The sequence below is a fragment of the Gellertiella hungarica genome, from assembly GCF_014197145.1.
Classification (GTDB): domain Bacteria; phylum Pseudomonadota; class Alphaproteobacteria; order Rhizobiales; family Rhizobiaceae; genus Gellertiella; species Gellertiella hungarica.
Genome location: NZ_JACIEZ010000006.1, coordinates 71,331 through 95,666 on the forward strand (window position 1 = coordinate 71,331; position 24,336 = coordinate 95,666).

General features: G+C 66.7%; 23 protein-coding genes and 1 other RNA gene. 17 read left to right on the forward strand and 7 right to left on the reverse strand.

Annotated elements, in window-relative coordinates; translation table 11 throughout:
• The first annotated feature begins 145 nt into the window (after positions 1 to 145).
• From dnaJ to GGR23_RS15035, 5 genes are all read left to right on the forward strand, one after another.
• Complete coding sequence (dnaJ, locus tag GGR23_RS15015; protein ID WP_183367123.1) at positions 146 to 1,288, forward strand: molecular chaperone DnaJ; 1,143 nt, start codon at positions 146 to 148, stop codon at positions 1,286 to 1,288.
• Between the two features lie 193 nt (positions 1,289 to 1,481).
• Positions 1,482 to 4,442 (forward strand): autotransporter domain-containing protein, encoded by a 2,961-nt coding sequence (locus GGR23_RS15020; protein WP_183367124.1) that lies wholly within the window; start codon positions 1,482 to 1,484, stop codon positions 4,440 to 4,442.
• Positions 4,443 to 4,530: 88 nt separating this feature from the next.
• The gene (recF, locus tag GGR23_RS15025) at positions 4,531 to 5,658 is read left to right on the forward strand and encodes a DNA replication/repair protein RecF (protein ID WP_183367125.1); all 1,128 of its coding nucleotides are present in this window, start codon (positions 4,531 to 4,533) and stop codon (positions 5,656 to 5,658) included.
• A gap of 9 nt (positions 5,659 to 5,667) precedes the next feature.
• A complete protein-coding gene (locus tag GGR23_RS15030; protein ID WP_183367126.1) occupies positions 5,668 to 6,438 on the forward strand; it encodes a molybdopterin-synthase adenylyltransferase MoeB in 771 nt (256 codons plus the stop codon).
• Position 6,439: 1 nt separating this feature from the next.
• The gene (locus GGR23_RS15035; RefSeq protein ID WP_183367127.1) at positions 6,440 to 6,925 is read left to right on the forward strand and encodes a GNAT family N-acetyltransferase; all 486 of its coding nucleotides are present in this window, start codon (positions 6,440 to 6,442) and stop codon (positions 6,923 to 6,925) included.
• 44 nt (positions 6,926 to 6,969) lie between these two features.
• On the opposite strand, the gene GGR23_RS15040 is transcribed toward GGR23_RS15035, so the two are convergent.
• Positions 6,970 to 7,974 (reverse strand): 2-hydroxyacid dehydrogenase, encoded by a 1,005-nt coding sequence (locus GGR23_RS15040; protein WP_183367128.1) that lies wholly within the window; start codon positions 7,972 to 7,974, stop codon positions 6,970 to 6,972.
• A gap of 211 nt (positions 7,975 to 8,185) precedes the next feature.
• Between GGR23_RS15040 and GGR23_RS15045 the strand changes: the two genes are divergently transcribed.
• The gene (locus tag GGR23_RS15045; protein ID WP_183367257.1) at positions 8,186 to 8,725 is read left to right on the forward strand and encodes an SH3 domain-containing protein; all 540 of its coding nucleotides are present in this window, start codon (positions 8,186 to 8,188) and stop codon (positions 8,723 to 8,725) included.
• 2 nt (positions 8,726 to 8,727) lie between these two features.
• Here the strand turns inward: GGR23_RS15045 and GGR23_RS15050 are convergent, their stop codons facing one another.
• Entirely contained in the window at positions 8,728 to 9,738 is a 1,011-nt protein-coding gene (locus GGR23_RS15050; RefSeq protein ID WP_183367129.1) for an adenosine kinase, read from the reverse strand.
• A 163-nt stretch (positions 9,739 to 9,901) separates the two neighbouring features.
• Here GGR23_RS15050 and GGR23_RS15055 point away from each other — a divergent pair, with 163 nt between their 5' ends.
• Positions 9,902 to 10,852, forward strand: coding sequence for an AEC family transporter (locus GGR23_RS15055; protein WP_183367130.1), 951 nt, complete (start codon positions 9,902 to 9,904; stop codon positions 10,850 to 10,852).
• Between the two features lie 158 nt (positions 10,853 to 11,010).
• On the opposite strand, the gene GGR23_RS15060 is transcribed toward GGR23_RS15055, so the two are convergent.
• Positions 11,011 to 11,571, reverse strand: a complete 561-nt coding sequence (locus GGR23_RS15060; protein WP_183367131.1) for a c-type cytochrome — start codon at positions 11,569 to 11,571, stop codon at positions 11,011 to 11,013.
• Positions 11,572 to 11,726: 155 nt separating this feature from the next.
• On the opposite strand from GGR23_RS15060, the gene GGR23_RS15065 reads away from it, so the two are divergent.
• Positions 11,727 to 12,482: a 3-deoxy-manno-octulosonate cytidylyltransferase gene (locus tag GGR23_RS15065; protein WP_183367132.1), complete on the forward strand. Its 756-nt coding sequence runs from the start codon at positions 11,727 to 11,729 to the stop codon at positions 12,480 to 12,482.
• 12 nt (positions 12,483 to 12,494) lie between these two features.
• Positions 12,495 to 13,343, forward strand: coding sequence for a prephenate dehydratase (locus tag GGR23_RS15070; RefSeq protein ID WP_183367133.1), 849 nt, complete (start codon positions 12,495 to 12,497; stop codon positions 13,341 to 13,343).
• A gap of 21 nt (positions 13,344 to 13,364) precedes the next feature.
• Here the strand turns inward: GGR23_RS15070 and GGR23_RS15075 are convergent, their stop codons facing one another.
• The 3 genes from GGR23_RS15075 to GGR23_RS15085 form a co-directional block, all read right to left on the reverse strand.
• The gene (locus GGR23_RS15075) at positions 13,365 to 14,597 is read right to left on the reverse strand and encodes a GGDEF domain-containing protein (protein WP_183367134.1); all 1,233 of its coding nucleotides are present in this window, start codon (positions 14,595 to 14,597) and stop codon (positions 13,365 to 13,367) included.
• A gap of 110 nt (positions 14,598 to 14,707) precedes the next feature.
• Positions 14,708 to 15,670 (reverse strand): NAD(+) diphosphatase, encoded by a 963-nt coding sequence (nudC, locus tag GGR23_RS15080; protein WP_183367135.1) that lies wholly within the window; start codon positions 15,668 to 15,670, stop codon positions 14,708 to 14,710.
• A complete protein-coding gene (locus tag GGR23_RS15085; RefSeq protein ID WP_183367136.1) occupies positions 15,667 to 16,077 on the reverse strand; it encodes an HIT domain-containing protein in 411 nt (136 codons plus the stop codon). Before GGR23_RS15085 ends, nudC begins: the two co-directional genes overlap by 4 nt.
• 94 nt (positions 16,078 to 16,171) lie before the next feature.
• On the opposite strand from GGR23_RS15085, the gene ffs reads away from it, so the two are divergent.
• The 4 genes from ffs (at position 16,172) to GGR23_RS15105 (ending at position 19,262) form a co-directional block, all read left to right on the forward strand.
• Positions 16,172 to 16,268: signal recognition particle sRNA small type (gene ffs / locus GGR23_RS15090), an RNA gene on the forward strand.
• A gap of 76 nt (positions 16,269 to 16,344) precedes the next feature.
• Positions 16,345 to 18,216 carry a DNA polymerase III subunit gamma/tau gene (locus tag GGR23_RS15095; protein ID WP_183367137.1) on the forward strand — a complete coding sequence of 624 codons (1,872 nt, stop codon included), beginning with the start codon at positions 16,345 to 16,347 and terminating at the stop codon, positions 18,214 to 18,216.
• A 40-nt stretch (positions 18,217 to 18,256) separates the two neighbouring features.
• Complete coding sequence (locus GGR23_RS15100; protein ID WP_183367138.1) at positions 18,257 to 18,580, forward strand: YbaB/EbfC family nucleoid-associated protein; 324 nt, start codon at positions 18,257 to 18,259, stop codon at positions 18,578 to 18,580.
• A 67-nt stretch (positions 18,581 to 18,647) separates the two neighbouring features.
• Positions 18,648 to 19,262 carry a LysE family translocator gene (locus tag GGR23_RS15105; protein WP_183367139.1) on the forward strand — a complete coding sequence of 205 codons (615 nt, stop codon included), beginning with the start codon at positions 18,648 to 18,650 and terminating at the stop codon, positions 19,260 to 19,262.
• Positions 19,263 to 19,266: 4 nt separating this feature from the next.
• Here the strand turns inward: GGR23_RS15105 and GGR23_RS15110 are convergent, their stop codons facing one another.
• Positions 19,267 to 19,878 (reverse strand): MOSC domain-containing protein, encoded by a 612-nt coding sequence (locus GGR23_RS15110; RefSeq protein WP_183367140.1) that lies wholly within the window; start codon positions 19,876 to 19,878, stop codon positions 19,267 to 19,269.
• A 58-nt stretch (positions 19,879 to 19,936) separates the two neighbouring features.
• Here GGR23_RS15110 and recR point away from each other — a divergent pair, with 58 nt between their 5' ends.
• The 4 genes from recR to nusA all read left to right on the forward strand — a co-directional run bounded on the left by recR (position 19,937) and on the right by nusA (position 24,311).
• Positions 19,937 to 20,542: a recombination mediator RecR gene (gene recR / locus GGR23_RS15115; protein ID WP_183367141.1), complete on the forward strand. Its 606-nt coding sequence runs from the start codon at positions 19,937 to 19,939 to the stop codon at positions 20,540 to 20,542.
• A 70-nt stretch (positions 20,543 to 20,612) separates the two neighbouring features.
• Positions 20,613 to 21,857 carry a lytic murein transglycosylase gene (locus tag GGR23_RS15120; protein WP_183367142.1) on the forward strand — a complete coding sequence of 415 codons (1,245 nt, stop codon included), beginning with the start codon at positions 20,613 to 20,615 and terminating at the stop codon, positions 21,855 to 21,857.
• Between the two features lie 170 nt (positions 21,858 to 22,027).
• Positions 22,028 to 22,639: a ribosome maturation factor RimP gene (gene rimP, locus GGR23_RS15125; RefSeq protein WP_183367143.1), complete on the forward strand. Its 612-nt coding sequence runs from the start codon at positions 22,028 to 22,030 to the stop codon at positions 22,637 to 22,639.
• Positions 22,640 to 22,703: 64 nt separating this feature from the next.
• On the forward strand, positions 22,704 to 24,311 hold the full coding sequence (nusA, locus tag GGR23_RS15130) for a transcription termination factor NusA (protein ID WP_183367144.1): 1,608 nt from the start codon (positions 22,704 to 22,706) through the stop codon (positions 24,309 to 24,311).
• Positions 24,312 to 24,336: the final 25 nt, after the last annotated feature.

The window sequence follows — 24,336 nt, forward strand, 5'->3', positions numbered from 1 at the left end:
TGCCGTTCCCGGGCATGAAGAAGGGGCTTCCCGGAGGGAAGCGCTCCTTCGGCCCCCGAGGATCACTCCGGAGCCGCGCGCCAGAAATGACGCGCGGCTTTTGAGGAAAGGCGGGAAACTCCTTTGGACCGGAGCCTGAACCAGCATGGCGAAAGCTGATTTTTACGAAACCCTGGGTGTTGCCCGCACGGCGGACGAGAAGGAGCTGAAGAGCGCCTTCCGCAAGCTGGCGATGAAATACCACCCGGACAAGAATCCCGGCGATGCGGCTGCCGAGAAGAAGTTCAAGGAAATCAACGAGGCCTATGAAACGCTGAAGGATCCGCAGAAGCGGGCTGCCTACGACCGCTACGGCCATGCGGCCTTCGAGCAGGGCGGCATGGGCGGCGGTTTCGGCGGCGGGGGCGGCTTTGGCGGCGGCTCCTTCTCCGACATCTTCGAGGACATCTTCGGCGAGATGATGGGTGGCGGCCGCGGCCGTCGCTCCTCCAACGGCCGGGAGCGCGGGGCGGACCTGCGCTACAACATGGAGATCACGCTCGAGGAAGCCTTCGAAGGCAAGACGGCGCAGATCCGCGTGCCGACCGCCATCACCTGCGATGCCTGCACCGGCACCGGGGCCAAGCCCGGCACAAAGCCCGCCACCTGCGCGACCTGCCATGGCGCGGGGCGCGTGCGCGCGACGCAGGGCTTCTTCTCGGTCGAGCGCACCTGTCCGACCTGCGGCGGCCGGGGCCAGACGATTGCCGATCCCTGCGGCAAGTGCCATGGCGCGGGCCGCGTGACGGAAGAGCGCTCGCTCTCGGTCAACATTCCCGCCGGCATCGAGGACGGCACCCGCATCCGCCTTCAGGGCGAGGGCGAGGCAGGCCTGCGCGGCGGGCCTGCGGGCGATCTCTACATCTTCCTGTCCGTTGCCCCCCACCCCTTCTTCAAGCGCGACGGCGCCGATCTCTACTGCACCGTGCCCGTCTCGATGACGACGGCGGCACTCGGCGGCAAGTTCGACGTCTCGACGCTCGACGGCACCAAGTCGCGCGTGACGGTTCCCGAGGGAACCCAGGCAGGCAAGCAGTTCCGTCTGAAGGGCAAGGGCATGCCGGTGCTGCGCTCCTCGCAGATCGGCGACCTCTACATCCAGATCCAGATCGAGACCCCGCAGAAGCTCACCAAGCGCCAGCGCGAGCTTCTGGAGGAATTCGAGCGCATCTCCTCCAAGGAGAACAACCCGGAATCCTCCGGCTTCTTCTCCCGCATGAAGGACTTCTTCGATACGCTCAGCGACTGACCGCCACCGGTCGCCGCCATGAACCGGAAGGGGCAGGATCCGCCGATCCCGCCCCTTTTCTGCATCTGCCGTTAACCGTGACTGCAAACAGGACGTTAACAGGAAAACTCTATTTCTACGGATGACCGGGCTGTCCATGAGGGGCGGCCACGCGCCGTGACGGCGCGGCAACCCGATGATCTGGGAGTTTCCGGTGCGCTCATCCCGCTGCCGCGGGCGATCCGTGGCCAAGGCCCTTCTGCCGGGCCTCGCCCTTCTCGCAACGCCGGCCCTTGGCGCCGGCACCAGCTTCACCGCAAGGCTTGGCAACGACTGGTCGAACGGCCTCAACTGGTCGGGCGGGCGGGCACCGTCGCTTGCCGATACCGCCGTCATCGACCGCCTGCCGCAGGTCTGGCTCGGTGCGCGCCCCGGGGCTGCCGGCTCGCTCTATCTCGGCGTGACCCGCTCGGCGAGCCTTTATGCCGGCACCGCCCTTTCGCTCGGGCAGGCGAGGATCGGGCAGGCGGCAGGATCGAGCGGGCGGCTGCAGCTCTCCGGCCTGTCGGCGCGGCTGGTCGCGACCGGCAGCCTCGTGGCCGGCATCGCCGGCACCGGCGAGATCGATCACTACCGCGCGGCGAGCCTCAGGGCGTCGTCGCTGACGCTGGGCAGCCTCAGGGGCGCGCGCGGGACCCTGCTTCTCTCGTCCCAGTCCACGCTCACGCTCGGCGGCGGACTCGTTCTTGGCCAGCAGGGAACGGGCGTGCTCGACATCTCCACCGCGGCCCGCGCCACCGTATCCGGGCTCACGCTCGGCTCTGCCGCCGGCGGAAGCGGCATTGCCTCGATCTCCGGCGGGGGAACACGGCTTGCGAGCGGGCAGCTCGTCGTCGGCGGAAGCGGCTCCGGCCGCATGACCGTTTCGACCGGGGCGGCCGTCACCGCGGCGCAGGTGAGGATCGGTGCCGGCGCCGGCGGATCGGGCCGCCTCGACCTCTCCAATGGCGGCACCAGCCTTGGCGTGTCGGGCGCGACGGTCATCGGGGCCGGAGGAACCGGCAGCGCAAGCCTCTATACGGGCGCTCGGCTCTCGACCGGCTCGCTCACCCTCGGCGCGGCGGCAGGAGCCTCGGGAAGCCTCGTCGCCGGCAGCGGCTCCACGGCGCTTTCCGTCGCCGGCGACACGATCGTCGGCGCGAGCGGGCGTGGCAGCGTCACGCTTCAGGACGGGGCGACAGCCCGTTCCGGACGCCTCGTGCTGGGTGCGGCACCGACGGGGACGGGAAGCGCGCTTCTCTCCGGGAGTGGCAGCCGGTGGATTGCCAGCCTGCCGGTGGAAATCGGTCGGGCCGGACGCGGGGCGCTGACCCTGACCGGCGGCGCAAGCCTCTCGGCCGGCACGATCGACATCGCCCGGGATGCGGGATCCTCCGGCACGCTCTCCATCGGCGCCGTTCATGGCGCGCTTGCCCGCGGGGCAGGCAGCCTGGACGCGGCAACCATCCGTTTCGGTGCAGGCAGCGGTGCGCTGGTCTTCAATCACGGCGGACCGGATTTCGTCCTTGCCTCCCGCATCGGCGGGCGCGGCACCATTCTCGTGGATGCGGGGCCCGTGGTGCTGACCGGCGATTCCTCCGGCTTCGGCGGCACGACCCGGATAACCGGCGGTTCGCTTGCCGTCGAGGGAGCGCTGGGCGGCACCGTCGCGGTCTCGCGCTACGGAACGCTGGCCGGTACGGGCACGGTCGGGTCCGTGGATGTCGGCGACGGCGGCCGCCTCGCCCCGGCCGGCCCTGCGGCGGGCGAGCTCGCCATCGCGGGCGATCTGTCGGTCGGCCAGGGGGGCCATCTTCAGGTGAGCGTCTCCCCTGCCCTCGACCGGACGGACCGGCTGACGGTCGGCGGCAGCACCCGCATCTCCTCCGGCGCGGTTCTCGACGTCCTGCAGGACAGCGCAATCACCCTCGACCGGCGGGACGTAATCCTCACCAGCGGCGGGGGCCTGACAGGCCGCTTCGACACGGTGACCTCCAACTACGCCTTCGTGACGCCGGAGCTGGACTATGGCGAGCGTGAGCTCGTGCTTTCGCTTCGGCGCAACGATATCCGTTTCGCAAGCGCCGCGCCCGCCGCAAATGCCGCCCGTGTGGCAGAGATCGGCGACCGTCTCGATCCCGCGAGCCCGCTCTACGCGCAATTGCTGCCCCTCTCGAAGGAGCAGGCGGGCCTGACCTTCGGCGACATGGCGGCAACCATCCATGCCTCGCCGGCCCTCAACGCCTTCGACATGGGCCGCTTTGCCCGGACGGCTGCCCTCGAGCGCGCCGCGCTGCCGGAACGGGAAACGGCGACCGGTGCGGTGGGCTGGGCACGGGCCTATGGCGGCTATTCCACCCGCGCCGAGGAAGGCGGAGACCGGATCGGCGCCAGCGGCGGCCTGCTTTTCGGCTGGGACGGGCCGGCGGGAGAGGCCAGCCGCTTCGGCCTGCTCGGCGGCATCGGCTCGGGCTCCGTGCGCGAAAGCGACGGGCTTGCCCGAAGCGACAGCCGCGACCATCTGCTTGGCCTCTACGGCCAGACGGAGGCGGGCGACATGGCCCTGCGCTTCGGTGCAACCTATGTGCACCAGGACATCGATAGCCGGCGAAGCGTCCGCTTCAGCGGCTTCACCGAGCACCTTGACGGCGCCTATCGGGCAGATGCCCTCCAGGCCTACGGGGAGATCGGCCGCAGCTTCGGGCTCGGCGATACCGAGGTCGAGCCCTTCGCCAATCTCGCGCTTGCCTGGCAGCGGACCGGCGCCTTTGCCGAGACCGGCGGTCACGCGGCGGTTTCCGTTTCGTCAGCCGAAAGCCTGCAGGCAGAAACCGTCCTCGGTCTCCGGGCAACGCACCGCTTCGACCTTTCGGGACAGCCGGCGCGGATGCGCGCCATGCTCGGCTGGAACCACGCCTTCGAGGCAAGCGGCACGGGCCCGGAGTTTGCCTTTGCCGGCAGTGCGCCCTTCTCGCTCGAAGGTGCCGAAACGGCGGGCGACAGCGCGGTGCTGCAGGCGGGCCTCGATGTCCTGGCAGACGACGGCCGGCTCGCTCTGGGGCTGACCTATGACGGGGCGTTTTCCGCCGGGGCAGCCTCCCACATGGTGAAGCTCACCCTTTCCCGTCAGTTCTGAGCACCGGACGCAGGACGCGACGCCCCTGCGCTTGCAACCGGACGCCCTTCGGCATAGGACGTGGCGTCATCGCCGCGCCGGATCGTTCATGCCCGAAAAGGTCTACATCGAGGAAATCAGGCTTTCCGCCTTCCGCAACTACGCGGAAGCGGCCCTGAAGCTCGATGCCCGCCATGTGGTGCTGACCGGCGACAACGGATCGGGCAAGACCAACCTGCTCGAGGCCGTGTCCCTGCTGTCTCCCGGGCGCGGGCTTCGGCGCACGCCCTATGGCGAGGTGACGCGGGTGGGCACGGACGACGCCTTCTCGATCTTTGCCCGCGTTCACGGCATGGAGGGCGAGGTGGCGATCGGCACGGGCGCGGAAGCCCGCGACGAGGGCACCTCCCGCAGGCTCCGCCTCAACGGCACCGCGGCGAAGACCGCCGACGAACTCACCGATCACCTGCGCGTGCTGTGGCTGACGCCTGCCATGGACGGGCTTTTCACGGGTCCCGCCGGCGACCGGCGGCGCTTCCTCGACCGGCTGGTGCTTTCCGTCGATCCTGCCCACGGACGCCGGGCGAGCGACTTCGAGCGCGCCATGCGCAGCCGCAACCGGCTTCTCGGCGAGGGGCGGATGGACCCGGCCTGGCTTTCCGGCATCGAGCGGCAGATGGCCGAGCTGGGCGTGGCGATGGCGGTGGCACGGCACGAGATGCTGGGCTTTCTCGCCCATCTCATCGAAGGCGTGGCGAACGATGCGCCCTTTCCCTCGGCCCGCCTTTCCCTCACCGGTTTTCTCGACGAGGGCGTGACGGCGCGGCCGGCGGCGGATCTCGAGGAGGATTACGCCGCCATGCTTGCGGAGAATCGCTACCGCGACGCGGCCGCCGGACGCACCACCGAGGGCCCGCACAAGGCCGATCTCCTCGTCTTCCACGCCGGAAAGGACATGGATGCGGGGCGCTGCTCGACGGGCGAACAGAAGGCCTTGCTGATCGGCCTCGTCCTTGCCCATGCCCGCCTCGTCGGCAACATGACAGGCTTTGCCCCGGTGCTTCTGCTCGACGAGATCGCCGCGCATCTCGACGAAGGGCGCCGGGCCGCACTCTTCGATCTCATCGACGGGCTTGGCGGCCAGGCCTTCATGACGGGTACGGACCGGATGCTCTTCGAGGCCCTCGGCGACAGGGCGCAATTTTTTACCGTCGCCGCCGGCCGCATTTCCGGATAGGCTCTTTCCATGAACGAGAATGACGACCGGCTGAGCGAACAGGAAATCGAGCGCTACAAGCGCCATATCCTGCTGCCCGAAGTGGGCGGTGCGGGCCAGCAGGCGCTGAAGCGCGCCCGCGTGCTGGTCATCGGGGCGGGCGGGCTCGGGGCACCCGTGCTGCAATATCTCGGCGCTGCCGGGGTGGGCACGCTCGGTATTGCCGACGACGACCGGGTTTCGCTGTCGAACCTGCAGCGGCAGGTCATTCACGATACGGGAAGCCTGGGAGAAGAGAAGACGGAAAGTGCCGCCCGTGCGCTCGCGCGTCTCAACCCGCATGTGCGGGTGGTGCGCTTTCACGAACGCTTCTCGCGGGAATGGGCGGCATTGCAGCTTTCCGGCTTCGACCTGCTGATCGACGGCTCCGACAATTTCGACACCCGCTATGCTGCGGCCGATGCCGCGGAGAAGGCCGGCATTCCCCTCGTCACGGGCGCCGTCGGCCGGTTCGACGGCAGCCTGACGGTGCTGAAACCCTACGAGTCCGATGCCAAGGGCGAGCAGAACCCGCGCTATCGCGACCTCTTCCCCGCGCCGCCGCCGGAAGGCCTCATTCCCGCCTGCGCCGAAGCGGGCGTGATCGGCGCGCTGACCGGCGTGATCGGCACGCTGATGGCCATGGAGGCAATCAAGCTGCTGACGGGGGCCGGCGAGCCGCTGGTCGGGCGGCTTCTGCTTTACGACGCGCTGTCATCCCGGTTCGATACCATCCGCTACCGGCGCCGGAAGGCTGCCTGAGATGGAAGGGCCGCGCCGGATCGATCCCGACCGGGACGACATGAAGGCCCTGCTTCAGCTCATCCGCACGGCCTTTGCCTCTATGGACGGGGTGATCGATCCGCCCTCCTCCGCCCATGAACTGACGGCGGAAAGCCTGCGCGACAAGGCAAGGCTGGAAACGGGCTTCGTGATTATGGACGAGGGCTTGCCGGTCGCCTGCCTGTTCTGCCGGCCGGAAAGGCCGGACACGCTCTACCTCGGCAAACTTGCCGTCGACCCAGCCCGTCAGGGCCGCGGCCTTGGCCGCCTGCTTCTGGCGGCGGCGGACGACCTCGCCCGCGCGGCGGGCCTGCGGCGGCTGAGGCTCGAGACGCGGGTGGAGCTTGACGGCAACCACCGCACCTTCGAGCGGTGGGGATTCGTCAAGACCGGGGAATCCCGCCACCCGGGCTTCAGCCGCACGACCGCGATCGACATGGAGCGAGCCGTGCCGGAAGTCCCTTAACCGTTTTTCGGTTAATCCCGGGTTTTGCCAGACTTGTCCGAAGCTTAGACCCGGTTCGGCAGCACGCGGTTCGGTGGGCGATGCCCGTCGAAGTAGGTGCGGATATTGATGATCACCTTCTCGCCCATGTCGATGCGACCCTCGATGGTGGCCGACGACATGTGCGGCAGAAGCGTGACCTTGCCTTCCTGCGCGAGCTTCACGAGCTTCGGATTGACCTTCGGTTCGTTCTCGAAGACGTCGAGCCCCGCGCCGGCGATCTTGCCGGCCTTGAGGCAGGCGATGAGCGCCTGCTCGTCGATCACGTCGCCGCGGGCGGTGTTGACGAGGTAGCTCGTCGGCTGCATCAGCGCCAGCCGCCGCGCCGACAGCAGATGGAAGGTCGCGGGCGTGGACGGGCAGTTCACGGAGACGATGTCGACGCGGGCGAGCATCTGGTCGAGACTGTCCCAGTAGGTCGCCTCCAGCGCCTCCTCCGTTGCCGGGTTGACGCGCTTGCGGTTGTGGTAGTGGATCGACAGGCCGAAGGCCTTGGCACGCCGCGCCACCGCCGTGCCGATGCGGCCCATGCCGATGATGCCGATCCGCTTGCCCCAGATGCGATGGCCGAGCATCCAGGTGGGCGACCAGCCGGCCCATTCGCCGGTCTTGGTGGTCAGCACCTGCGCCCCTTCCGCCAGCCTGCGCGGCACCGCCAGGATCAGCGCCATGGTCATGTCGGCGGTATCCTCGGTCAGCACGTTGGGCGTGTTGGTGACGGTGATACCCTTGCGGGCCGCGGCATCGATATCGATATGGTCGATGCCGTTCGAAAAGCTGGCGATCAGCTTCAGCTGCGGACCGGCTGCCTCGATGAGGGCCTGGTCGATACGATCCGTCACGGTCGGCACCAGCACGTCGCACTGCTGCACGGCCTGAACCAGCTCTTCCGCGGTGCGGGGGCGGTCGTCGACATTCAGCTCCGCATCGAAGAGCTCGCGCATGCGGGTCTCCACCTGGTCGGGCAGTTTGCGCGTGATGTAAACCTTGGGTTTTTTCTTCAGGGTCATGGGCGCTTTCAGCGGCTTGTTCAGGTCTCGTTAACCAAAAAGAACGATACAATCTGGTCAAGGCCAGTTCTACCAGACGGACCGGGGAAGACAAAGAGCCCCGCGCGGACGGCTGTTGATATTGTGCCTTCCCCACCGGTGCCGGCGCTACCGAAGCCGGGCCGATCCCTGGAAAGCGAGACGACCCGTGGACAAGCTCAATGCGCCCCTTCTGGCAAAAACCCTCGTGAAGGGCATCCTGCCGGCGCTTGCCGCCGCCTTGATTGCGGCCCTGCCTGCCACGGCCGAGGCGCAGGCGGTGAGCAAGGGGCCGAGCGGCCTGCCGCTGCCCCGCTTCGTCAGCCTGAAATCCAAGAAGGTGAACCTGCGCGTCGGCCCGGGCACCACCTATGCCGTCTCATGGATGTATCTCAAGTCCGGCCTGCCGGTGGAGATCATCCAGGAATACGACAACTGGAGAAAGATCCGCGATGCCGACGGCACCGAGGGCTGGGTGAACCAGGCACTGCTGTCCGGCCAGCGCACCGCCGTCACCGCGCCATGGATGCGCGGCAAGGGCAGCGGCGTCTTCGTCAACATGCGCCACGATCCCCAGCCGAACAGCGCGCTGGTCGCCAAGCTGGAGCCCGGCGTCGTCGTCAAGCTCAACGAGTGCAACGGCGACTGGTGCGAGGCCGATTACGAAGGCACCGAGGGCTGGATCTCGCAGGCCGAGGTCTGGGGCGCCTATCCGGCGGAAGTCTTCAAGTAAGCTCAGGCCGGCTCGACAACGAGGCCGGCCTTCACGCCCGCGTCCTTCAGCGACAGCAGCGGACGGGGACCGATCTGCTGGATGACGATGCCCGCGGCCAGGCAGCCGAGATGGCCGCAATCCTCCAGCGAGCGCCCTTGCGTGTAGCCATAGAGGAAACCGGCGGCAAAGAGGTCTCCGGCCCCCGTGGTGTCGGTGAGCTCGCGGATCGCCGTTGCCGGCACGTGGATGCGCTCGGAGCCCTTCAGGATCATGGCGCCCTCCTCGCTCATCGTCACCGCGGCGAGCTTGCAGTCGGCGGCGATCCTGGTCAGAGCCGCATCGAAATCCTCGGTCTCGTAGAGGGAGAGCGTCTCCTCGCGGTTGGCGAAGACGATGTCGACCGTGCCGGAGCGCATGAGATCCAGGAATTCGGAGCGGTAGCGCCCGACGCAGAAGCTGTCGGAAAGGGTCATCGAGGTTTCGCGTCCATGGGCATGGGCGATGCGGCAGCACTCGACGATCGCTTCCTTGGCGCGCGGCGGATCCCACAGATAGCCTTCGAAATAGGTGACCTTCGAACGCGCCACCACATCCGCTTCCACGTCTTCCGGTCCCAGCTCGACGCAGGCGCCGAGATAGGTGTTCATCGAGCGCTCGCCATCCGGCGTCACGAAGATCATCGAGCGGGCGGTGGGCGGGAAGGTGCCCTTCGGCCGGGTGGCGTAATGCACGCCCTGGGCGCGGATATCGTGGGTGAAGATGCGGCCGAGCTGATCGTCCGCCACCTTGCCGAAATAGGCCGCCTTGCCGCCGAAGCTCGCGACACCGGCCGCCGTGTTTCCGGCGCTGCCGCCCGAGGCCTCGATCGCCGGACCCATGCGGGAATAGAGCAGTTCCGCCCGCTCGGCATCGATCAGGTTCATCGCCGCCTTGGTGATGCCGTTGTCGGAAAGGAAGGCATCGTCGCAGCGCGCGATGATGTCGACAATCGCGTTGCCGATGGTGAGGACGTCAAAAGTGGTGTCGGTCAAGGAGAAGCCCCGGGAAGTATGTCAGCCGGGAGTCGGTTCTACCGTTTTTTCACCCGGAGAAAAGCGAAAAACGTAACCCGGACAAGATGCGGCTGGAGGATGGGGAAAAGCGGTGCTACCAGCAGGGTCCTGCCAGTCCGCATCGCCTCTTCCGGAAACCGCCATGATTGCCGTCGTCCACGATGTCCTGCCCGTCTTCCTGCTCATCCTCACCGGCTGGCTGAGCGTCCATGCGGGCTGGATGAAGGTGGAAACGGGCGAGGCGCTGGGCGATTTCGTCTTCCGGATCGCCGTGCCCGTGCTCCTCTTTCGCACCATTGCCCATGCGGATGTGGGGGCCGGCACGCCGGTGAAGCTCTGGATCGCCTATTCCTCCGGCGTCACCGTTGCCTGGACGGCCGGTCATCTGGTGGCGACGCGCCTCTTCGGCCGCGACCGGCGCAGCGGCGTGATCGCCGGGGTCTCCTCGGCCTTCGCCAACAATGTCTTCATCGGGCTGCCGCTGGTGGAGCGGGTGGTGGGCCCGCAGGGGATCGTCGCGGTTTCGGTCCTGCTGGCCGTCCACCTGCCGCTGATGATGGTCGCCGGAACCGTGCTGATGGAAGAGGCGGTGCGGCGCGAAACCGGCGTTGCCGGGCGCGGCGTCGCCGCCATCCTGCGCCAGACGATCATCAACCTGGTGCAGAACCCGCTGATCGTCGGGCTCCTCCTCGGCTCGCTCATGCACTTTTCCGGCCTGCCGCTGCCCGCCCTTCTCGACACACTGACGGCGCAGATCGCGGGGATTGCCGGGCCCGCGGCGCTGCTTTCGCTCGGCATGGCGCTGAAGAGCTACGGCCTTTCGGGCAATCTCGGCCTGTCCACCGTCATTGCCGGCCTCAAGCTCCTGCTGCTTCCGGCAAGCGTCTGGGCCTTCAGCCGGGCGCTCGGGCTTACGCCCGAATGGACGGCCGCCATGGTGCTGACCTCCTCGGTGCCGACCGGGGTGAATGCCTGGCTGATTGCCAACCGCTTCGGCGTCGCGCAGGGCCTCGCCGCCTCGGCCATCACCCTTTCCACGCTCTTCGGCGTGGCAACCGTCACCTTCTGGGCGGCGCTGGCGGGCATCCGGTAAGCGGGCAGCCCGGCTCATGCCGTGCCCGGTGGCGCCGGCGGACGGCGGGCGGCACATGCCGTGCCCTCCGCCTCGCTCGTTGCAGGCGGGGCGGCCTCGCCGCCCAACAAAAAACCCGGCACACGGGCCGGGTTCTTCGTTATCCGATGATGCCAGGCTTACTGGCCGGGGGTCGGCAGCGGGACCGGGCTGTCGGCCAGCGTTGCCAGATAGGCGATCAGGTTGGCGCGCTCTTCGTCCTTCTTCAGACCGGCAAAGCCCATGGCGGTGCCGGGAACATACTTCTTCGGCGCGTGCAGGAAGCCGTTCAGGTGGTCGAAGGTCCACTTCTCGGAAGCGCCCTTGGAATAGTCCTTCATGGCGGCGGAGTAGGCAAAGCCCTCGTGGCTTGCGATCGGACGATCGACAACGCCCCAGAGGTTAGGACCGACCTTGTTGGGACCACCCTTGGTCCCGTCATGACAGGCGGCACACTTCTTGAAAACGGCTTCGCCAGCCTTGGCGTCGGCCTTCGCCAGCAGGTCCGCGATCGGAACGGCAGCCGCGGCAGCCGCTTCGCCACCGCCAGCAGCCTCGCCCGACTCGGCAGCGGCGATTTCAAAGCCCGCCTTCTCGGGAGCTTCCGACTTGAAAATGCCTTCAGACGCGATGGATACGGACATCAGGACAAAAACGGTTCCCAGAAGGGCACCGACGCCCATGTTCACATATGAATTCATCAGCGAATGCTCCCCATGTAGCCAGTGCCCGGTACAAACAGGCCATCTTGAAATCGCGCGGAACCTATGTCTTTTGGACAGCGGTTGCAACAGTGTTTATGGCCTCTTTGCTGAGACTTTTTGACACTTTTTCGCCAGGGAGAGAAGGGCGGCCCATGAATAATCACCGATTTGACCGGTCTCTTGTGCTGATACCGGCGCGGATGGCCTCCACGCGACTTCCCGGCAAGCCGCTGGCCGACATCTGCGGCCTTCCGATGATCGTGCAGGTGGCGAAAAGAGCCGCCGAAGCGGGCGCTTCGCGAATCATCGTGGCAACCGACACGCCGGAGATCGTCACGGCCGTCACCGCCCACGGCTTCGAGGCGGTGATGACCGCGGAGAGCCACCAGTCCGGCTCGGACCGCATCTTCGAGGCGCTGGGCAAGGCAGACCCGGAGGGCAAGGCCGACATCGTCGTCAACGTGCAGGGTGACCTGCCGACGATCGATCCCGGCAGCATCCGCGCCGCGCTGGCGCCGCTGGAGGATCCTGCGGTCGACATCGCCACGCTCGCCGCCGTCATTCACGAGGAGGCGGAACGGACCAATCCGAACGTGGTGAAGGTGGTGGGCTCGCCGCTGTCGGCCACGCGCCAGCGGGCACTCTATTTCACCCGTGCGACCGCTCCGCACGGCGCCGGCCCGCTCTACCACCACATCGGTCTCTATGCCTATCGCCGCCGGGCGCTGGAGCGCTTCGTCTCGCTCGGGCCGTCGGTGCTCGAAAGGCGCGAGTCGCTCGAGCAGCTGCGCGCGCTCGAAGCCGGCATGCGCATCGACGTGGAGATCGTTGACACCGTTCCGCTCGGTGTCGATACTCCCGCCGACCTCGACAAGGCCAGGCAGATGCTCGGCCATTCCCCTCTCTGACGGACCGCCCCGATGACCATGAAAACCAACCGCATCGCCTTCCAGGGCGACTTTGGCGCCAATTCCGACATGGCCTGCCGGGACATGTTTCCGACCATGGAGCCGCTTCCCTGCCAGACCTTCGAGGATGCCTTCATGGCGGTGGAGAACGGCGATGCGGATCTGGCGATGATCCCCATCGAGAACACGATTGCCGGCCGCGTCGCGGACATCCACCACCTGCTGCCGGAATCGCGCCTTCATATCGTCGGCGAGTATTTCATGCCGATCCGCTTCCAGCTGATGGTGCTGCCGGGTGTCGGCAAGGACGAGATCCGCACCGTGCACAGCCACATCCACGCGCTCGGCCAGTGCCGCAAGATCATCCGCGTCAATGGCTGGAAGGCCGTCGTGGCCGGCGATACCGCCGGCGCCGCCAAGCTCGTCTCGGAAGTGGGAGACCGCTCCATGGCGGCGCTCGCCCCGCGTCTTGCCGCCGATCTCTACGGTCTGCACATCCTGGCGGAAAACGTCGAGGATACCGACAACAACGTCACCCGCTTCGTGGTGCTGTCGCGCGAAGAGGTCTGGGCCGAGCCGTCGGACGGGCTGACGGTCACCACCTTCGTCTTCAACGTGCGCAACATTCCGGCCGCGCTCTACAAGGCTCTCGGCGGTTTCGCCACCAACGGCATCAACATGACGAAGCTTGAAAGCTATCAGCTGGGCGGGCGTTTCGTCGCGACCCAGTTCTATGCCGACATCGAGGGCCATCCTTCCGAGACGCATGTGCGCCAGGCGCTCGAGGAACTGCGCTTCTTTTCCGAGAAGGTCCGCATTCTCGGCGTCTACAAGGGCCACCGGATGCGCAGCCAGCTCTAACGCCGGCGGTGCCGGGCGGCGTCAGGCCGTGACGGCAGGCTGACGTTCCGGCATCATCGCCGCGGGAGGCCACACGCGGTTGCGGCCGTGATGCTTGGCGGCGTAGAGGGCCCGGTCGGCCCTCGATATCACCTCTTCCGGCGTGCAATCCCGCCCGTCTGCCCTGGAAACGCCGAAGCTTGCGGTCACCTGGGGCGCAGTCGGGCTCAGCGGATGGGGAATGGCCTTCGCTTCCAGTGCCTGCCGGATGCGCTCCGCCGCCTCGACCGCGGTCTCCCCGCCCTCCTCCGCGATCAGCAGCAGGAATTCCTCCCCGCCATAGCGGAAGGCGTGGTCCCTGCCCTCCCGCAGCTGCTCGATCAGGAGATCGGCCACCCGCTTCAGGCACTCGTCCCCCGCCTGGTGGCCGAGACGGTCGTTGTAGACCTTGAAATGATCGATATCGAGGATGACGACAGCAAGACGGCTGTGCCAGTCGTCCGGCCCCGCCCGCAGCGCGGCCAGATGCCGATCGAGCGCACGGCGGTTGAAGAGACCGGTCAGGGCGTCCCGGTTCGATATTCCCTCCATGTGCGCGGCGTGCAGCCGCTCCTTCAGCGACAGGAGGTAGAGCAGGCGCTGCTCCCGCTCCATCGTATAGGCGGCAACGAGAATGAAGATCGAGCCGGTCACCACCGTCAGCTCGATGGCAACAAGCGTTTCGAAGGAGGCGATGCCCTGCATCGAGACGGAAAGGGCAAAGACGATGTTGCAGGCAAGGGCCGCGGCGAAGGAATGGCGGAAAGGCAGGCGCTGGATCAGGCAGGCATAGAGGATGACCAGCAGGGACCCCTGATTGTACATCACCTTCAGCGGGTCGGCGCTCTGGACGAGCAGCCAGGCCGTGGCGGCGAAGCTCAGCACCACGTTGATGCTGGCCAGCAGGTTGCGATGGGGCGCCAGCCGGTTTTCCTGCATGATGAGATAGAGCAGGACCGAGACGGGCGTGACCACGAGCAGCCGCACGAAGACCGCAAGACCGAAAACATCCCTCAGAAGAAGATAGTCGGCTATGAGAAACAGGTTGTACAGGCCCATGCCGACCAGCGCGGAGAGCGTCAGCTGCCGGATCTGCCTGGGTCCGGTCTCGAGATCGTAATCCCGTTCGATGGCGGGCGGGAAACGCAGCCAGCCAAAACGGCCGGAAAGCGCTGCATTCAGCTGTTCTGGGGAAATGTTTGCCGAAAAGGATGATTGATCCTGCGATGAAGCCATCGGAAAGTATCGCGCCCCCTCGCTACGAACCGCTTCCTTTCTTTTATAACAAAGCTCTTAAGCAACTACAAATGCCTAAACGGGACCATCGGACGGGCAGACCGGGCGTTTCAGTTGTCCGGCCAGCTCACCCAGTCGCGCAGCAGGCGATGGGCAATCGCCCCTTCCGGCGGCGACCAGTGAGCCGCCCCTTCCTCCGCAACAAGGATAGCATGCGCTTCATCCCGGCTGAACCAGCGGCAGTCCTCGAGCTCCGTTTCGTCCCGCCGGATCTCCGTCGAGCGGGCCTCCGCGAAGCAGCCGATCATCAGCGAATGGGGCATGGGCCAGGGCTGGGAGGCGTGGTAGCGGACCCGGCCCACGTGAATGCCCGCTTCCTCGAAGGTTTCGCGCCGGACCGAATCCTCGATCGTTTCGCCGGGCTCCACGAAGCCCGCAAGGCAGGAATACATGCCCGGCGGGAAATGGCTTCCGCGGGCGAGCAGGCACCGGTCGCGCTCCACGTCGACCGCCAGCATGATGACGACGGGGTCGGTGCGCGGAAAGGCGAGGTTCCCGCAGGCGGTGCAGGCCCGCTTGTAGCCGCCCGCGCGGCTTTCCATCGGCGCGCCGCAGCGCCCGCAGAAGCGGGTGACGGCATTCCAGGAAATCAGGCTGGACGCCTGGGCGAATTCGCCGAGCAGCTCGCCCGTCAGATGGCCTTCGCGGTAGATCGTGCGGCCGTCGAGCACCTTGAGATGCCGGGCAAAGCGTTCCGGATCGGCCTTTACCGGCACCGCGAGCCGCGGCTCTCCGGAGCGCCGGTAGCCGAGCAGCACCGCCTCGTCGAAATCGGGCTCCAGCTCCTTCATCTCGTAAAGCGCGAAGAGCGGATCGAGAACCTGCCCGTCGTGCTTCAGCACCAGCTTGGCCCCGGAGAAGGCGAAGAGATGGGCGCCATCCACCTTCAGCGCCTGTTCGATGCAGTCCTCCGCGCGGTGCTCGGACTGGCGATCGAGCGCATTGGCGGCAAAGGCCGTCAGCCGGCTGGGTTCGGGATGGGGCGGAAGACGTTCGAAGATCGATCGGGTCATCGGGAGAAAGCCTTGCGGATGCGGGTGATGAAGGCGTCCCTTTCGGGTGCGCCATAGGGTTCTGCCGTGCCGAAGCCCCAGACGGGACGCGGCCAGTTGGGGTCGCCCTCGCTGCGCGCCACCACATGGATATGGAGCTGGCGGACGATGTTGCCGATGGCCGCGACATTGATCTTGTCGGCACCGGTCAGTCCCTTGAGAAGGGCGGCGACGCGGTTCGCTTCCGCCGCGGCCAGCTGCTGGTCCTCGGCCGAGAGATCGAAGAGTTCGCAAACGGCCGGCCGGCGCGGGACGAGAATCAGCCAGGGCCAGCGTGCGTCGTTCATCAGCCTCACCTGGCAGAGGGCGAGATCGAGGAGTAGTTGCGAATCGCGGTCGAGCCGCTCATCCACCTGAAACGCCTGCAAGCCGGGCCTCCCTTGTCATGCTTCCGGGGATGCTTAGCAGTTTTTTCCGTCCTTGGCTTGCATTTGCCGCGGTAATTTCCGATATGTGCCCTTGGGAGGTTGGTGGTGGACGTTCCACTCGCCAACCGGGTCAGGTCCGGAAGGAAGCAGCCCTAACGAGCCCGGCACGGGTCATCGTTCCAGCCTCCCACCCTTCATTTTCATGGGCTTTGCGACAAAGACCCTCGCGCCTTGAGGCGAAAGGGCGTGAAAGGGGCTTGAGACGCCATGAGCGAGATGGAGCCGAACGGCGCACAGGGTCAGCCGGCATCCGGCTACCGGGTTCTCGCCCGCAAGTATCGCCCCAGGGATTTCACGGATCTGATGGTCGGCCAGGAGCCGATGGTCCGCACCCTCACCAATGCCTTCGAGACCGGCCGCATCGCCCAGGCCTACATGCTGACCGGCGTGCGCGGGGTCGGCAAGACCACGACCGCGCGCATCCTCGCCCGCGCGCTGAACTACAAAACCGCCGAGATCGACCGCCCCACCATCGACCTGAAGATCCCCGGCGAGCACTGCCAGGCGATCATGGAAGGCCGGCATGTCGACGTCATCGAGATGGACGCCGCCTCCCATACCGGCATCGACGACATCCGCGAGATCATCGAGCAGGTGCGCTACCGCCCGGTTTCGGCCCGCTACAAGGTCTACATCATCGACGAGGTGCACATGCTCTCGACGCAGGCCTTCAACGGCCTGCTGAAGACGCTCGAGGAGCCGCCCGAGCATGTGAAGTTCATCTTCGCCACCACCGAAATCCGCAAGGTGCCGATCACGGTGCTGTCGCGCTGCCAGCGCTTCGATCTCCGCCGCATCAGCGCCTCCGATCTCGTCGGCCTCTTCACGGTCATTGCCTCCAAGGAAGGCATTCCGGTGGAGCAGGAAGCGCTCGCCATGATCGCGCGGGCGGCGGAAGGCTCGGCCCGCGACGGCCTGTCGCTGATGGATCAGGCGATCGCCCATGGCGGCGGACGCATCGAGACCGAGGCCGTGCGCGGCATGCTCGGCCTTGCTGACCGTGCCCGCATCGTCGACCTTTTCGAACATGTGGTGAAGGGCGATGCGGCAGCCGCGCTTCAGGAATTTGCAAGCCAGTACGAGGCGGGTGCAAGCCCGCTGGTGGTGCTGACGGACCTGGCCGATTTCACCCATCTCGTCACCCGTTTCAAATATGTGCCCGATGCGGCGAAGGACCCTTCGCTGAGCGAAGTGGAGCGCGTGCGCGGCGCCGAGTTCGGCCAGACGCTCGCCGTCAGCACGCTCTCGCGCATCTGGCAGATGCTGCTGAAGGGGATTTCCGAAACCGAGGGCGCGGCCCGTCCCGCCGGAGCGGCGGAGATGGTGCTGATCCGGCTTGCCCATGCGGCAAGCCTGCCCTCGCCGGAAGAGGCGGCCCGCCGGGCGCTGGAGCTTGCGGGCGGCCAGGCCTCCGGGCCCGGTCCGTCACGCCCCCTGCCGTCGGGCAATGGCGGCGGCAATCCCCAGATGATCAGCCAGAGCCAGGCGATTGCCGGCGGCCAGCCGATGACAACGCCCGCCGCCCGCCCGCAGGGCCAGCCCATGGCGCGGCTCCAGACGGTGGAGGGCTCGCGGCCATCAGCCGAAACCGTCGGCCGCACCGTCGAGCGGCAGGAGCCTTCCGTCGAGATCCGCAGCCTCCAGGACATGGTGGATCTCTGCACCGGCAAGGACGCCGTCCTGAAGGCAAAGATCCGCAATTTCCTCAAGCTCGTCCGGCTGGAACCCGGCCGGCTGGACGTGGCGCTGGCCGAAGGCGCGCCGGCGACCCTGCTCAACGAACTGTCTGCCAAGCTGCGGGAGTGGACCGGCATCTACTGGGCCGTCTCTCTCAGCAAGGACGAGGGCCAGCCGACCCTGGTCGCGCAGGAGGCGGCCCAGCACGGCGCCCGGCTCGTGGACGCGAAATCCGATCCCGACGTGGCCGCGATCCTCGCCCGTTTCCCCGGCGCGAAGGTCACCGACGTGCGCATCCGCGTGATCGAGGAGGACGAGGGCGAGGAAGCGGAGATCCAGCCGCCGGCCATTGCCGAATCCGAAGAGGGCGACATCTTGCCCGGCGACGACATCCTGTTCTGACAGGACAGCAATTCACCAACGAATGGAAGGAGCTTTGCCGATGAAGGACATCATGGGCATGATGGGCAAGGTCAAGGAAATGCAGGCCAAGATGGAGAAGATGCAGGCGGAAGTCGCCGCGCTCGAAGTCGAGGGCAAGTCCGGCGGCGGTCTCGTTACCCTGCGCATGAACGGCAAGTCCGAGCTGCTCTCCGTCAAGATCGACCCGTCGCTCTTCAAGGAGGACGAGGTCGAGATCCTCGAAGACCTGATCATCGCCGCCCACAAGGACGCGAAGGACAAGGCAGAGGCCCAGATGGCGGAAAAGACCAAGGCGCTCACCGCCGGCCTGCCTCTGCCCCCGGGATTCAAGCTGCCCTTCTGAGGCGGGTGTCGACAGCCCGCCCCCGAGGGGGTAGTGTCGGCGGACAGGCACACCGGAGCCGTCCGCCATGACATTGTCTTCCCTTCTGCTTTTTGCCGCCGCCCTGTTCGTTGCCGCAGGCTCCCCGGGGCCGAGCGTCGCAGCGCTCGTCGCCCGCGGTCTCTCGCGCGGCTACCGGGACGTGATGCCCTTCCTTGCCGCCATGTGGATCGGCGAGGCGGTCTGGCTGTCGCTCGCCATCGCCGGCCTTGCCGCCGTGGCGCAGACCTTCCATCTCGCCTTCGTGGCGATCAAGTGGGCGGGCGTCGCCTATCTCCTGGTGCTGGCCTGGAAGATGTGGCGGGCGCCGGCCGAGATTGCCGGCGATGAGGCGCCGGAAGACAAGGCGCCGCTCGGCATGTTCCTGACAGGCCTTGCCCTGACGCTTGGCAATCCGAAGATCATGGTCTTCTACATGGCGCTCCTGCCGACGCTGCTCGATCTTGCGGCAGTCTCGCTTCTCGGCTGGGCCGAGCTGCTTCTGGTGATGTTTGCCGTGCTTGCCTTCGTCGATCTCGCCTGGGTCTTCTTTGCGGCAAAGGCGCGGTCCCTGCTGAAGAGCCCGCGCGCGGTGCGCATCGCAAACCGGCTGAGCGCGGGAACCATGGGAGCTGCCGCCGCCGCGATCGCCGCCCGTTCCTGACGCCTCATCCGCCAAGGCTCCTGCGAACCCGTTCGCCGAGCGGGGCGGCCAGCATCCGCGCCCGTTCGGCAGGCAGAGGCTTTTCCGTGAGCGCCCGCATCAGGTCGACGAGGCCGATCCGCTCGCCCCGGAAGGGCTCGAACCTCACCTCCTGACCCCGTTCCAGCAGCCCGGGAGCGAGCACCCGCACATAGATGCCGGGCCGAGCAGCCTGGAGGAAGCGCCGGGCAAAACGGGGATCCTCCATCCGCTGCGACAGTACCGAGCAGGGGATGCGCGGCCCCGTTGCCTCGAGCAGCACGCCGCCCGCGGCAAACCGGTCGCCGACCGCCACCGCCTGCGCGTCGAGCCCGTCGATCACGAGATTCTCGCCAAGCATGCCGGGCTTCATCGGTCGGCCGAGCTCTTTCGCCCACCAGTCGAGCGTGTCCCCGCTCTCGACGAGGAGCGCCTGATCCGGCCCGCCGTGATGCTTGCGGTTCAGCACCGCATCGCCCGCAAGGCCGAGCGCGTCGACGATCACGGGGCCGTTGACCGGGTGCTTGAAGATGCCGGTCTTCGTCTTGCGACCCGGCAGGCGCTCCGGGGCACCGACGCAGACGGCCCGAATTTTCATGGGTTTTCTCCCGCAACAGTGATTCCCTCGAATCGGATAGATGGGATAAAAGCGCCTGATGGCAAAGCGAATTACCGGTCCCGAAATCGAAAAACTGATCCAGCTCCTGGCCAAGGTGCCGGGGCTCGGTCCCCGTTCCGCGCGGCGGGCGGCCCTGCATCTCGTCAAGAAGAAGGACCAGCTTCTCGGTCCCCTCGGCAAGGCCATGGGCGAGGCCTATGACAAGGTGCGGATCTGCTCCTGCTGCGGCAACATCGATACCGCCGACCCCTGCGCCATCTGCACCGACGAGCGCCGCGACCATGGCGTCATCATCGTCGTGGAGGATGTCTCGGATCTCTGGGCGCTGGAACGCGCGGGCGCGATGAACGCCGCCTATCACGTGCTCGGCGGCACGCTCTCGCCGCTCGACGGTGTCGGCCCCGACGACCTCAACGTGAAGGGCCTCGTCTCGCGGGTGGCGGAAGGCAGGGTCCGCGAGGTGATCATCGCCGTCAACGCCACCGTCGAGGGCCAGACCACCGCCCATTACATCACCGACCAGCTCTCGGGCTTCGAGGTCAAGATCACCCGTCTCGCCCATGGCGTGCCTGTCGGCGGCGAGCTCGACTATCTGGATGAGGGAACGCTTTCCGCGGCGCTTCGGGCCCGGACGGCGTTTTGACGATCAGAACAGTCCCCCTCCCCCTCGTGGGGAGGGAAAGCCGCCGCGAAAACCATCCCGGGAGAACTCCATGAACCGCATCAGACCCCTTCTCCTCGCCCTTGCCGTCGCGCTCGCCCCGACCGTTTCCGCAGGCGCGGTTGACAAAGCGGCGGTGGAGCGGCAGTTCCGCGGCTGGATCGAGGAGGAGCTCTGGCCGGAGGCAAAGGCAAACGGCATCGAGCGCCAGACCTTCGAGAAGGCCATGGCGAGGGTGAAGCTCGACTGGACGCTGTCGGAGCTCGTGCCTCCGGGAAGCCGCCCGCCGAAGGAGGTGCCGCAGACGCAGGCGGAGTTTTCCTCCCCCGCGCCCTATTTTGCAGAGAAGCGGCTCCAGCCGCTGGCGGCCAAGGGGCGGGCGCTTGCCTCGACCCACGCCCGCACGCTGCGCCAGATCGAGAAGACATACGGGGTTCCCGGCTCCATCCTGCTTGCCATCTGGGGGCGCGAGACCGGCTATGGCGCGGCGAAGCTGCCGAGCCCGGCGCTCGACGTGCTCGCCACCCGCGCCTTCATGTCCACCCGCAAGGAGCTCTTCCGCCGCGAGCTCATCGCCGCGCTGCACATCGTCGAAAGCGGCGACGCGACGCCCGACCAGCTGCGCGGCTCGTCCGCCGGCGCGCTCGGCCAGCCGCAGTTCATGCCGACGAGCTATCTGAAATATGCGGTGGACTTCGACGGCGACGGCCACCGCAACATCTGGACCTCCGTGCCCGACAGCCTCGCCTCCATGGCCCGCTTCCTGGTGGATAAGGGCTGGCAGGGCGGGCGGGCCTGGGGCTACGAAGTCTCCATTCCGCAGGGCGTGTCCTGCGCGCAGGAGGGGCCGGACCGGGCAAAGGCGCTGAAGGACTGGGAAGCGATGGGCATCACCCGCATCTCGGGCAAGGCCTTTCCCGCGGGCGAGGCCGGCAAGGAGGCGATGATGCTTGTGCCGGCCGGCACGCACGGGCCGGAATTCATCGTCTCGCCGAACTTCTACGTGATCAAGGAATACAACAATTCCGATCTATACGCCCTCTTCATCGGCAATCTGGCGGATCGCATCGCCTACGGATCGGGCGCCTTCCAGGCCCCCTTCGGCAATGTCGGCGGCATGCTGCGCTCGGACGTGAAGGCCATGCAGGACCGGCTGGTGAAGCGGGGCTACGATGTCGGCAAGGCGGACGGGCTCGCGGGCTACAAGACGCGGCGCTCGATCGGCGAGTGGCAGGAAAAGAACGGCATGGCCCCCACTTGCTTCCCCGAACCGGCGCTGAAGAAGGCGATCCGCTGAGCCCCTTCGCTCGTCCTCCTTGCAATTCAGGGCAAAGAGGTTTATATCGGGTTCAAATTCTTGATCGTCCTGATGAAGAGTGGGCCCGCGAGGACCCGCTCTTTTTTGTTAGCGCGATCAGGCCGCGCCGGGAGGATGCCCGGCGGAGCAAACGGAAGATCGACGAATCCATGAGCGAACAGACTGCCCCCGAACCCCGCCTGATCATCGAGACCGGCATCGACCAGCGTCTCGCGGAGATCGTCGAGCCGGTTCTGGTCGGCATGGGCTACCGCCTCGTGCGGGTTCGCCTTCTCAACCAGAACGGCCTGACGCTGCAGATCATGTGCGAGCGGAACGACGGCACCATGACCGTCGAGGACTGCGAGGCGGTGTCGACGGCAATTTCTCCTGTTCTGGATGTGGAAGATCCGCTCGACAAGGCGTATCATCTGGAAGTGTCGTCGCCCGGCATCGACCGCCCGATGGTGCGCATCTCGGATTTCCGCCGCTGGCAGGGTCACCTGGTAAAGGTGGAAACCTCCATCCTGGTGGAGAACCGCAAGCGCTTCCGCGGCAAGATCGTCGAGGTGACGGACGAAGGCTTCACGCTGGAGCGGGACCAGATCGCCTATGGCGAGGAACCCACGGTGACGATCCCCTTCTCGACGCTGGCCGATGGCAAGCTGATCCTGACGGATGACCTCATCCGCGACGCGCTGAAGGCGGACAAGGCGGCCCGTGCCGCCGCCGCCAACCAGAACGAAGAAGACGCAGACGAAGGCGAAGACACCCCGAATTGAATGAGCGCGGCCCGCCCGGGACAGAAGCGGCGGCCCCCGACAGCAACAGACGGAGACTTGAGACATGGCAGTCAGTGCGAACCGGCTTGAACTTCTGCAGATCGCAGATGCAGTGGCGCGCGAAAAGGTCATCGACCGCGAGATCGTGCTTGCCGCAATGGCCGATGCCATTCAGAAGGCAGCCCGCTCGCGTTACGGCAGCGAGTCGAACATCCGCGCCGACATCAACTCCAAGACCGGCGAAATCCGCCTCCAGCGCCTGCTCGAGGTCGTCGATCACGCCGAGGACTATTCCACCCAGATCCCGCTGGCGCTCGCCCGCGACCGCAACCCCGACGCCCAGATCGGCGATTTCATCGCCGACCCGCTGCCGCCGATGGATTTCGGCCGCATCGCCGCCCAGTCGGCCAAGCAGGTCATCGTGCAGAAGGTGCGCGAAGCCGAGCGCGACCGCCAGTATGACGAGTTCAAGGATCGCGTCGGCGAGATCGTCAACGGCACGGTGAAGCGCGTCGAATACGGCAACGTGATCGTCGATCTCGGCCGTGGCGAAGGCATCATCCGCCGCGACGAGATGATTCCGCGCGAAACCATGCGCTACGGCGACCGCGTGCGCGCCTATGTCTACGACGTGCGCCGCGAGCAGCGCGGCCCGCAGATCTTCCTGTCGCGCACCCATCCGCAGTTCATGGTCAAGCTCTTCACCATGGAAGTGCCGGAAATCTACGACGGCATCATCCAGATCAAGTCCGTTGCCCGCGATCCGGGCTCGCGCGCCAAGATCGCCGTGATCTCGAACGACAGTTCGATCGATCCGGTCGGCGCCTGCGTCGGCATGCGCGGCAGCCGCGTTCAGGCGGTCGTCGGCGAACTGCAGGGCGAGAAGATCGACATCATTCCGTGGAGCCAGGACCCCGCGACCTTCGTGGTCAACGCGCTCCAGCCCGCCGAAGTCGCCAAGGTGGTTCTCGACGAGGATGCCGAACGCATCGAGGTGGTGGTTCCCGACGAGCAGCTTTCGCTCGCCATCGGCCGCCGCGGCCAGAACGTGCGCCTGGCCTCGCAGCTGACCGGCTGGGACATCGACATCATGACGGAGCAGGAAGAATCCGAGCGCCGCCAGAAGGAATTCAACGAGCGCACCAACCTCTTCATGGACGCGCTCGACGTGGACGAGATGGTCGGCCAGGTGCTCGCCTCCGAAGGCTTCGCCGCCGTCGAGGAACTTGCCTATGTGGACCTCTCGGAAATCGCCTCCATCGACGGCTTCGACGAGGAGACCGCCGACGAGATCCAGACCCGCGCCCGCGAATATCTGGAGCGCATCGAGGCCGAGATGGACGAGAAGCGCAAGCAGCTCGGCGTGTCGGACGACCTGCGCAAGATCGACGGCATGACCGCGCAGATGATGGTCGCGCTCGGCGAGGACGGAATCAAGACGATCGAGGACTTCGCCGGCTGCGCTGCCGATGACCTGGTCGGCTGGACCGAACGCAAGGACGGCGAGACCAAGAAGTTCGAGGGCCTGTTCTCCAAGCTCGACGTCTCGCGCGTCGAGGCCGAGAACATGATCCTCCAGGCGCGCCTTGCCGCCGGCTGGATCACCGAAGAGGAAATGGCTGCGCAGGCCGAGGCCGTCGCTGCCGAGAACGCCGAAGACGAGGACGCATGATTGCGCCCGACGGACGCGCGGCGGA

Excerpts from the sequence above, each read along its gene's own strand:
- dnaJ (WP_183367123.1), top strand. The coding sequence starts at position 146 with ATGGCGAAAGCTGATTTTTACGAAACCCTGGGTGTTGCCCGCACGGCG.
- recF (WP_183367125.1), top strand. The coding sequence starts at position 4,531 with ATGCCCGAAAAGGTCTACATCGAGGAAATCAGGCTTTCCGCCTTCCGC.
- GGR23_RS15030 (WP_183367126.1), top strand. The coding sequence starts at position 5,668 with ATGAACGAGAATGACGACCGGCTGAGCGAACAGGAAATCGAGCGCTAC.
- GGR23_RS15035 (WP_183367127.1), top strand. The coding sequence starts at position 6,440 with ATGGAAGGGCCGCGCCGGATCGATCCCGACCGGGACGACATGAAGGCC.
- GGR23_RS15040 (WP_183367128.1), bottom strand. The coding sequence starts at position 7,974 with ATGACCCTGAAGAAAAAACCCAAGGTTTACATCACGCGCAAACTGCCC.
- GGR23_RS15055 (WP_183367130.1), top strand. The coding sequence starts at position 9,902 with ATGATTGCCGTCGTCCACGATGTCCTGCCCGTCTTCCTGCTCATCCTC.
- GGR23_RS15060 (WP_183367131.1), bottom strand. The coding sequence starts at position 11,571 with ATGAATTCATATGTGAACATGGGCGTCGGTGCCCTTCTGGGAACCGTT.
- GGR23_RS15065 (WP_183367132.1), top strand. The coding sequence starts at position 11,727 with ATGAATAATCACCGATTTGACCGGTCTCTTGTGCTGATACCGGCGCGG.
- GGR23_RS15070 (WP_183367133.1), top strand. The coding sequence starts at position 12,495 with ATGACCATGAAAACCAACCGCATCGCCTTCCAGGGCGACTTTGGCGCC.
- GGR23_RS15075 (WP_183367134.1), bottom strand. The coding sequence starts at position 14,597 with ATGGCTTCATCGCAGGATCAATCATCCTTTTCGGCAAACATTTCCCCA.
- nudC (WP_183367135.1), bottom strand. The coding sequence starts at position 15,670 with ATGACCCGATCGATCTTCGAACGTCTTCCGCCCCATCCCGAACCCAGC.
- GGR23_RS15095 (WP_183367137.1), top strand. The coding sequence starts at position 16,345 with ATGAGCGAGATGGAGCCGAACGGCGCACAGGGTCAGCCGGCATCCGGC.
- GGR23_RS15100 (WP_183367138.1), top strand. The coding sequence starts at position 18,257 with ATGAAGGACATCATGGGCATGATGGGCAAGGTCAAGGAAATGCAGGCC.
- GGR23_RS15105 (WP_183367139.1), top strand. The coding sequence starts at position 18,648 with ATGACATTGTCTTCCCTTCTGCTTTTTGCCGCCGCCCTGTTCGTTGCC.
- GGR23_RS15110 (WP_183367140.1), bottom strand. The coding sequence starts at position 19,878 with ATGAAAATTCGGGCCGTCTGCGTCGGTGCCCCGGAGCGCCTGCCGGGT.
- recR (WP_183367141.1), top strand. The coding sequence starts at position 19,937 with ATGGCAAAGCGAATTACCGGTCCCGAAATCGAAAAACTGATCCAGCTC.
- GGR23_RS15120 (WP_183367142.1), top strand. The coding sequence starts at position 20,613 with ATGAACCGCATCAGACCCCTTCTCCTCGCCCTTGCCGTCGCGCTCGCC.
- rimP (WP_183367143.1), top strand. The coding sequence starts at position 22,028 with ATGAGCGAACAGACTGCCCCCGAACCCCGCCTGATCATCGAGACCGGC.
- nusA (WP_183367144.1), top strand. The coding sequence starts at position 22,704 with ATGGCAGTCAGTGCGAACCGGCTTGAACTTCTGCAGATCGCAGATGCA.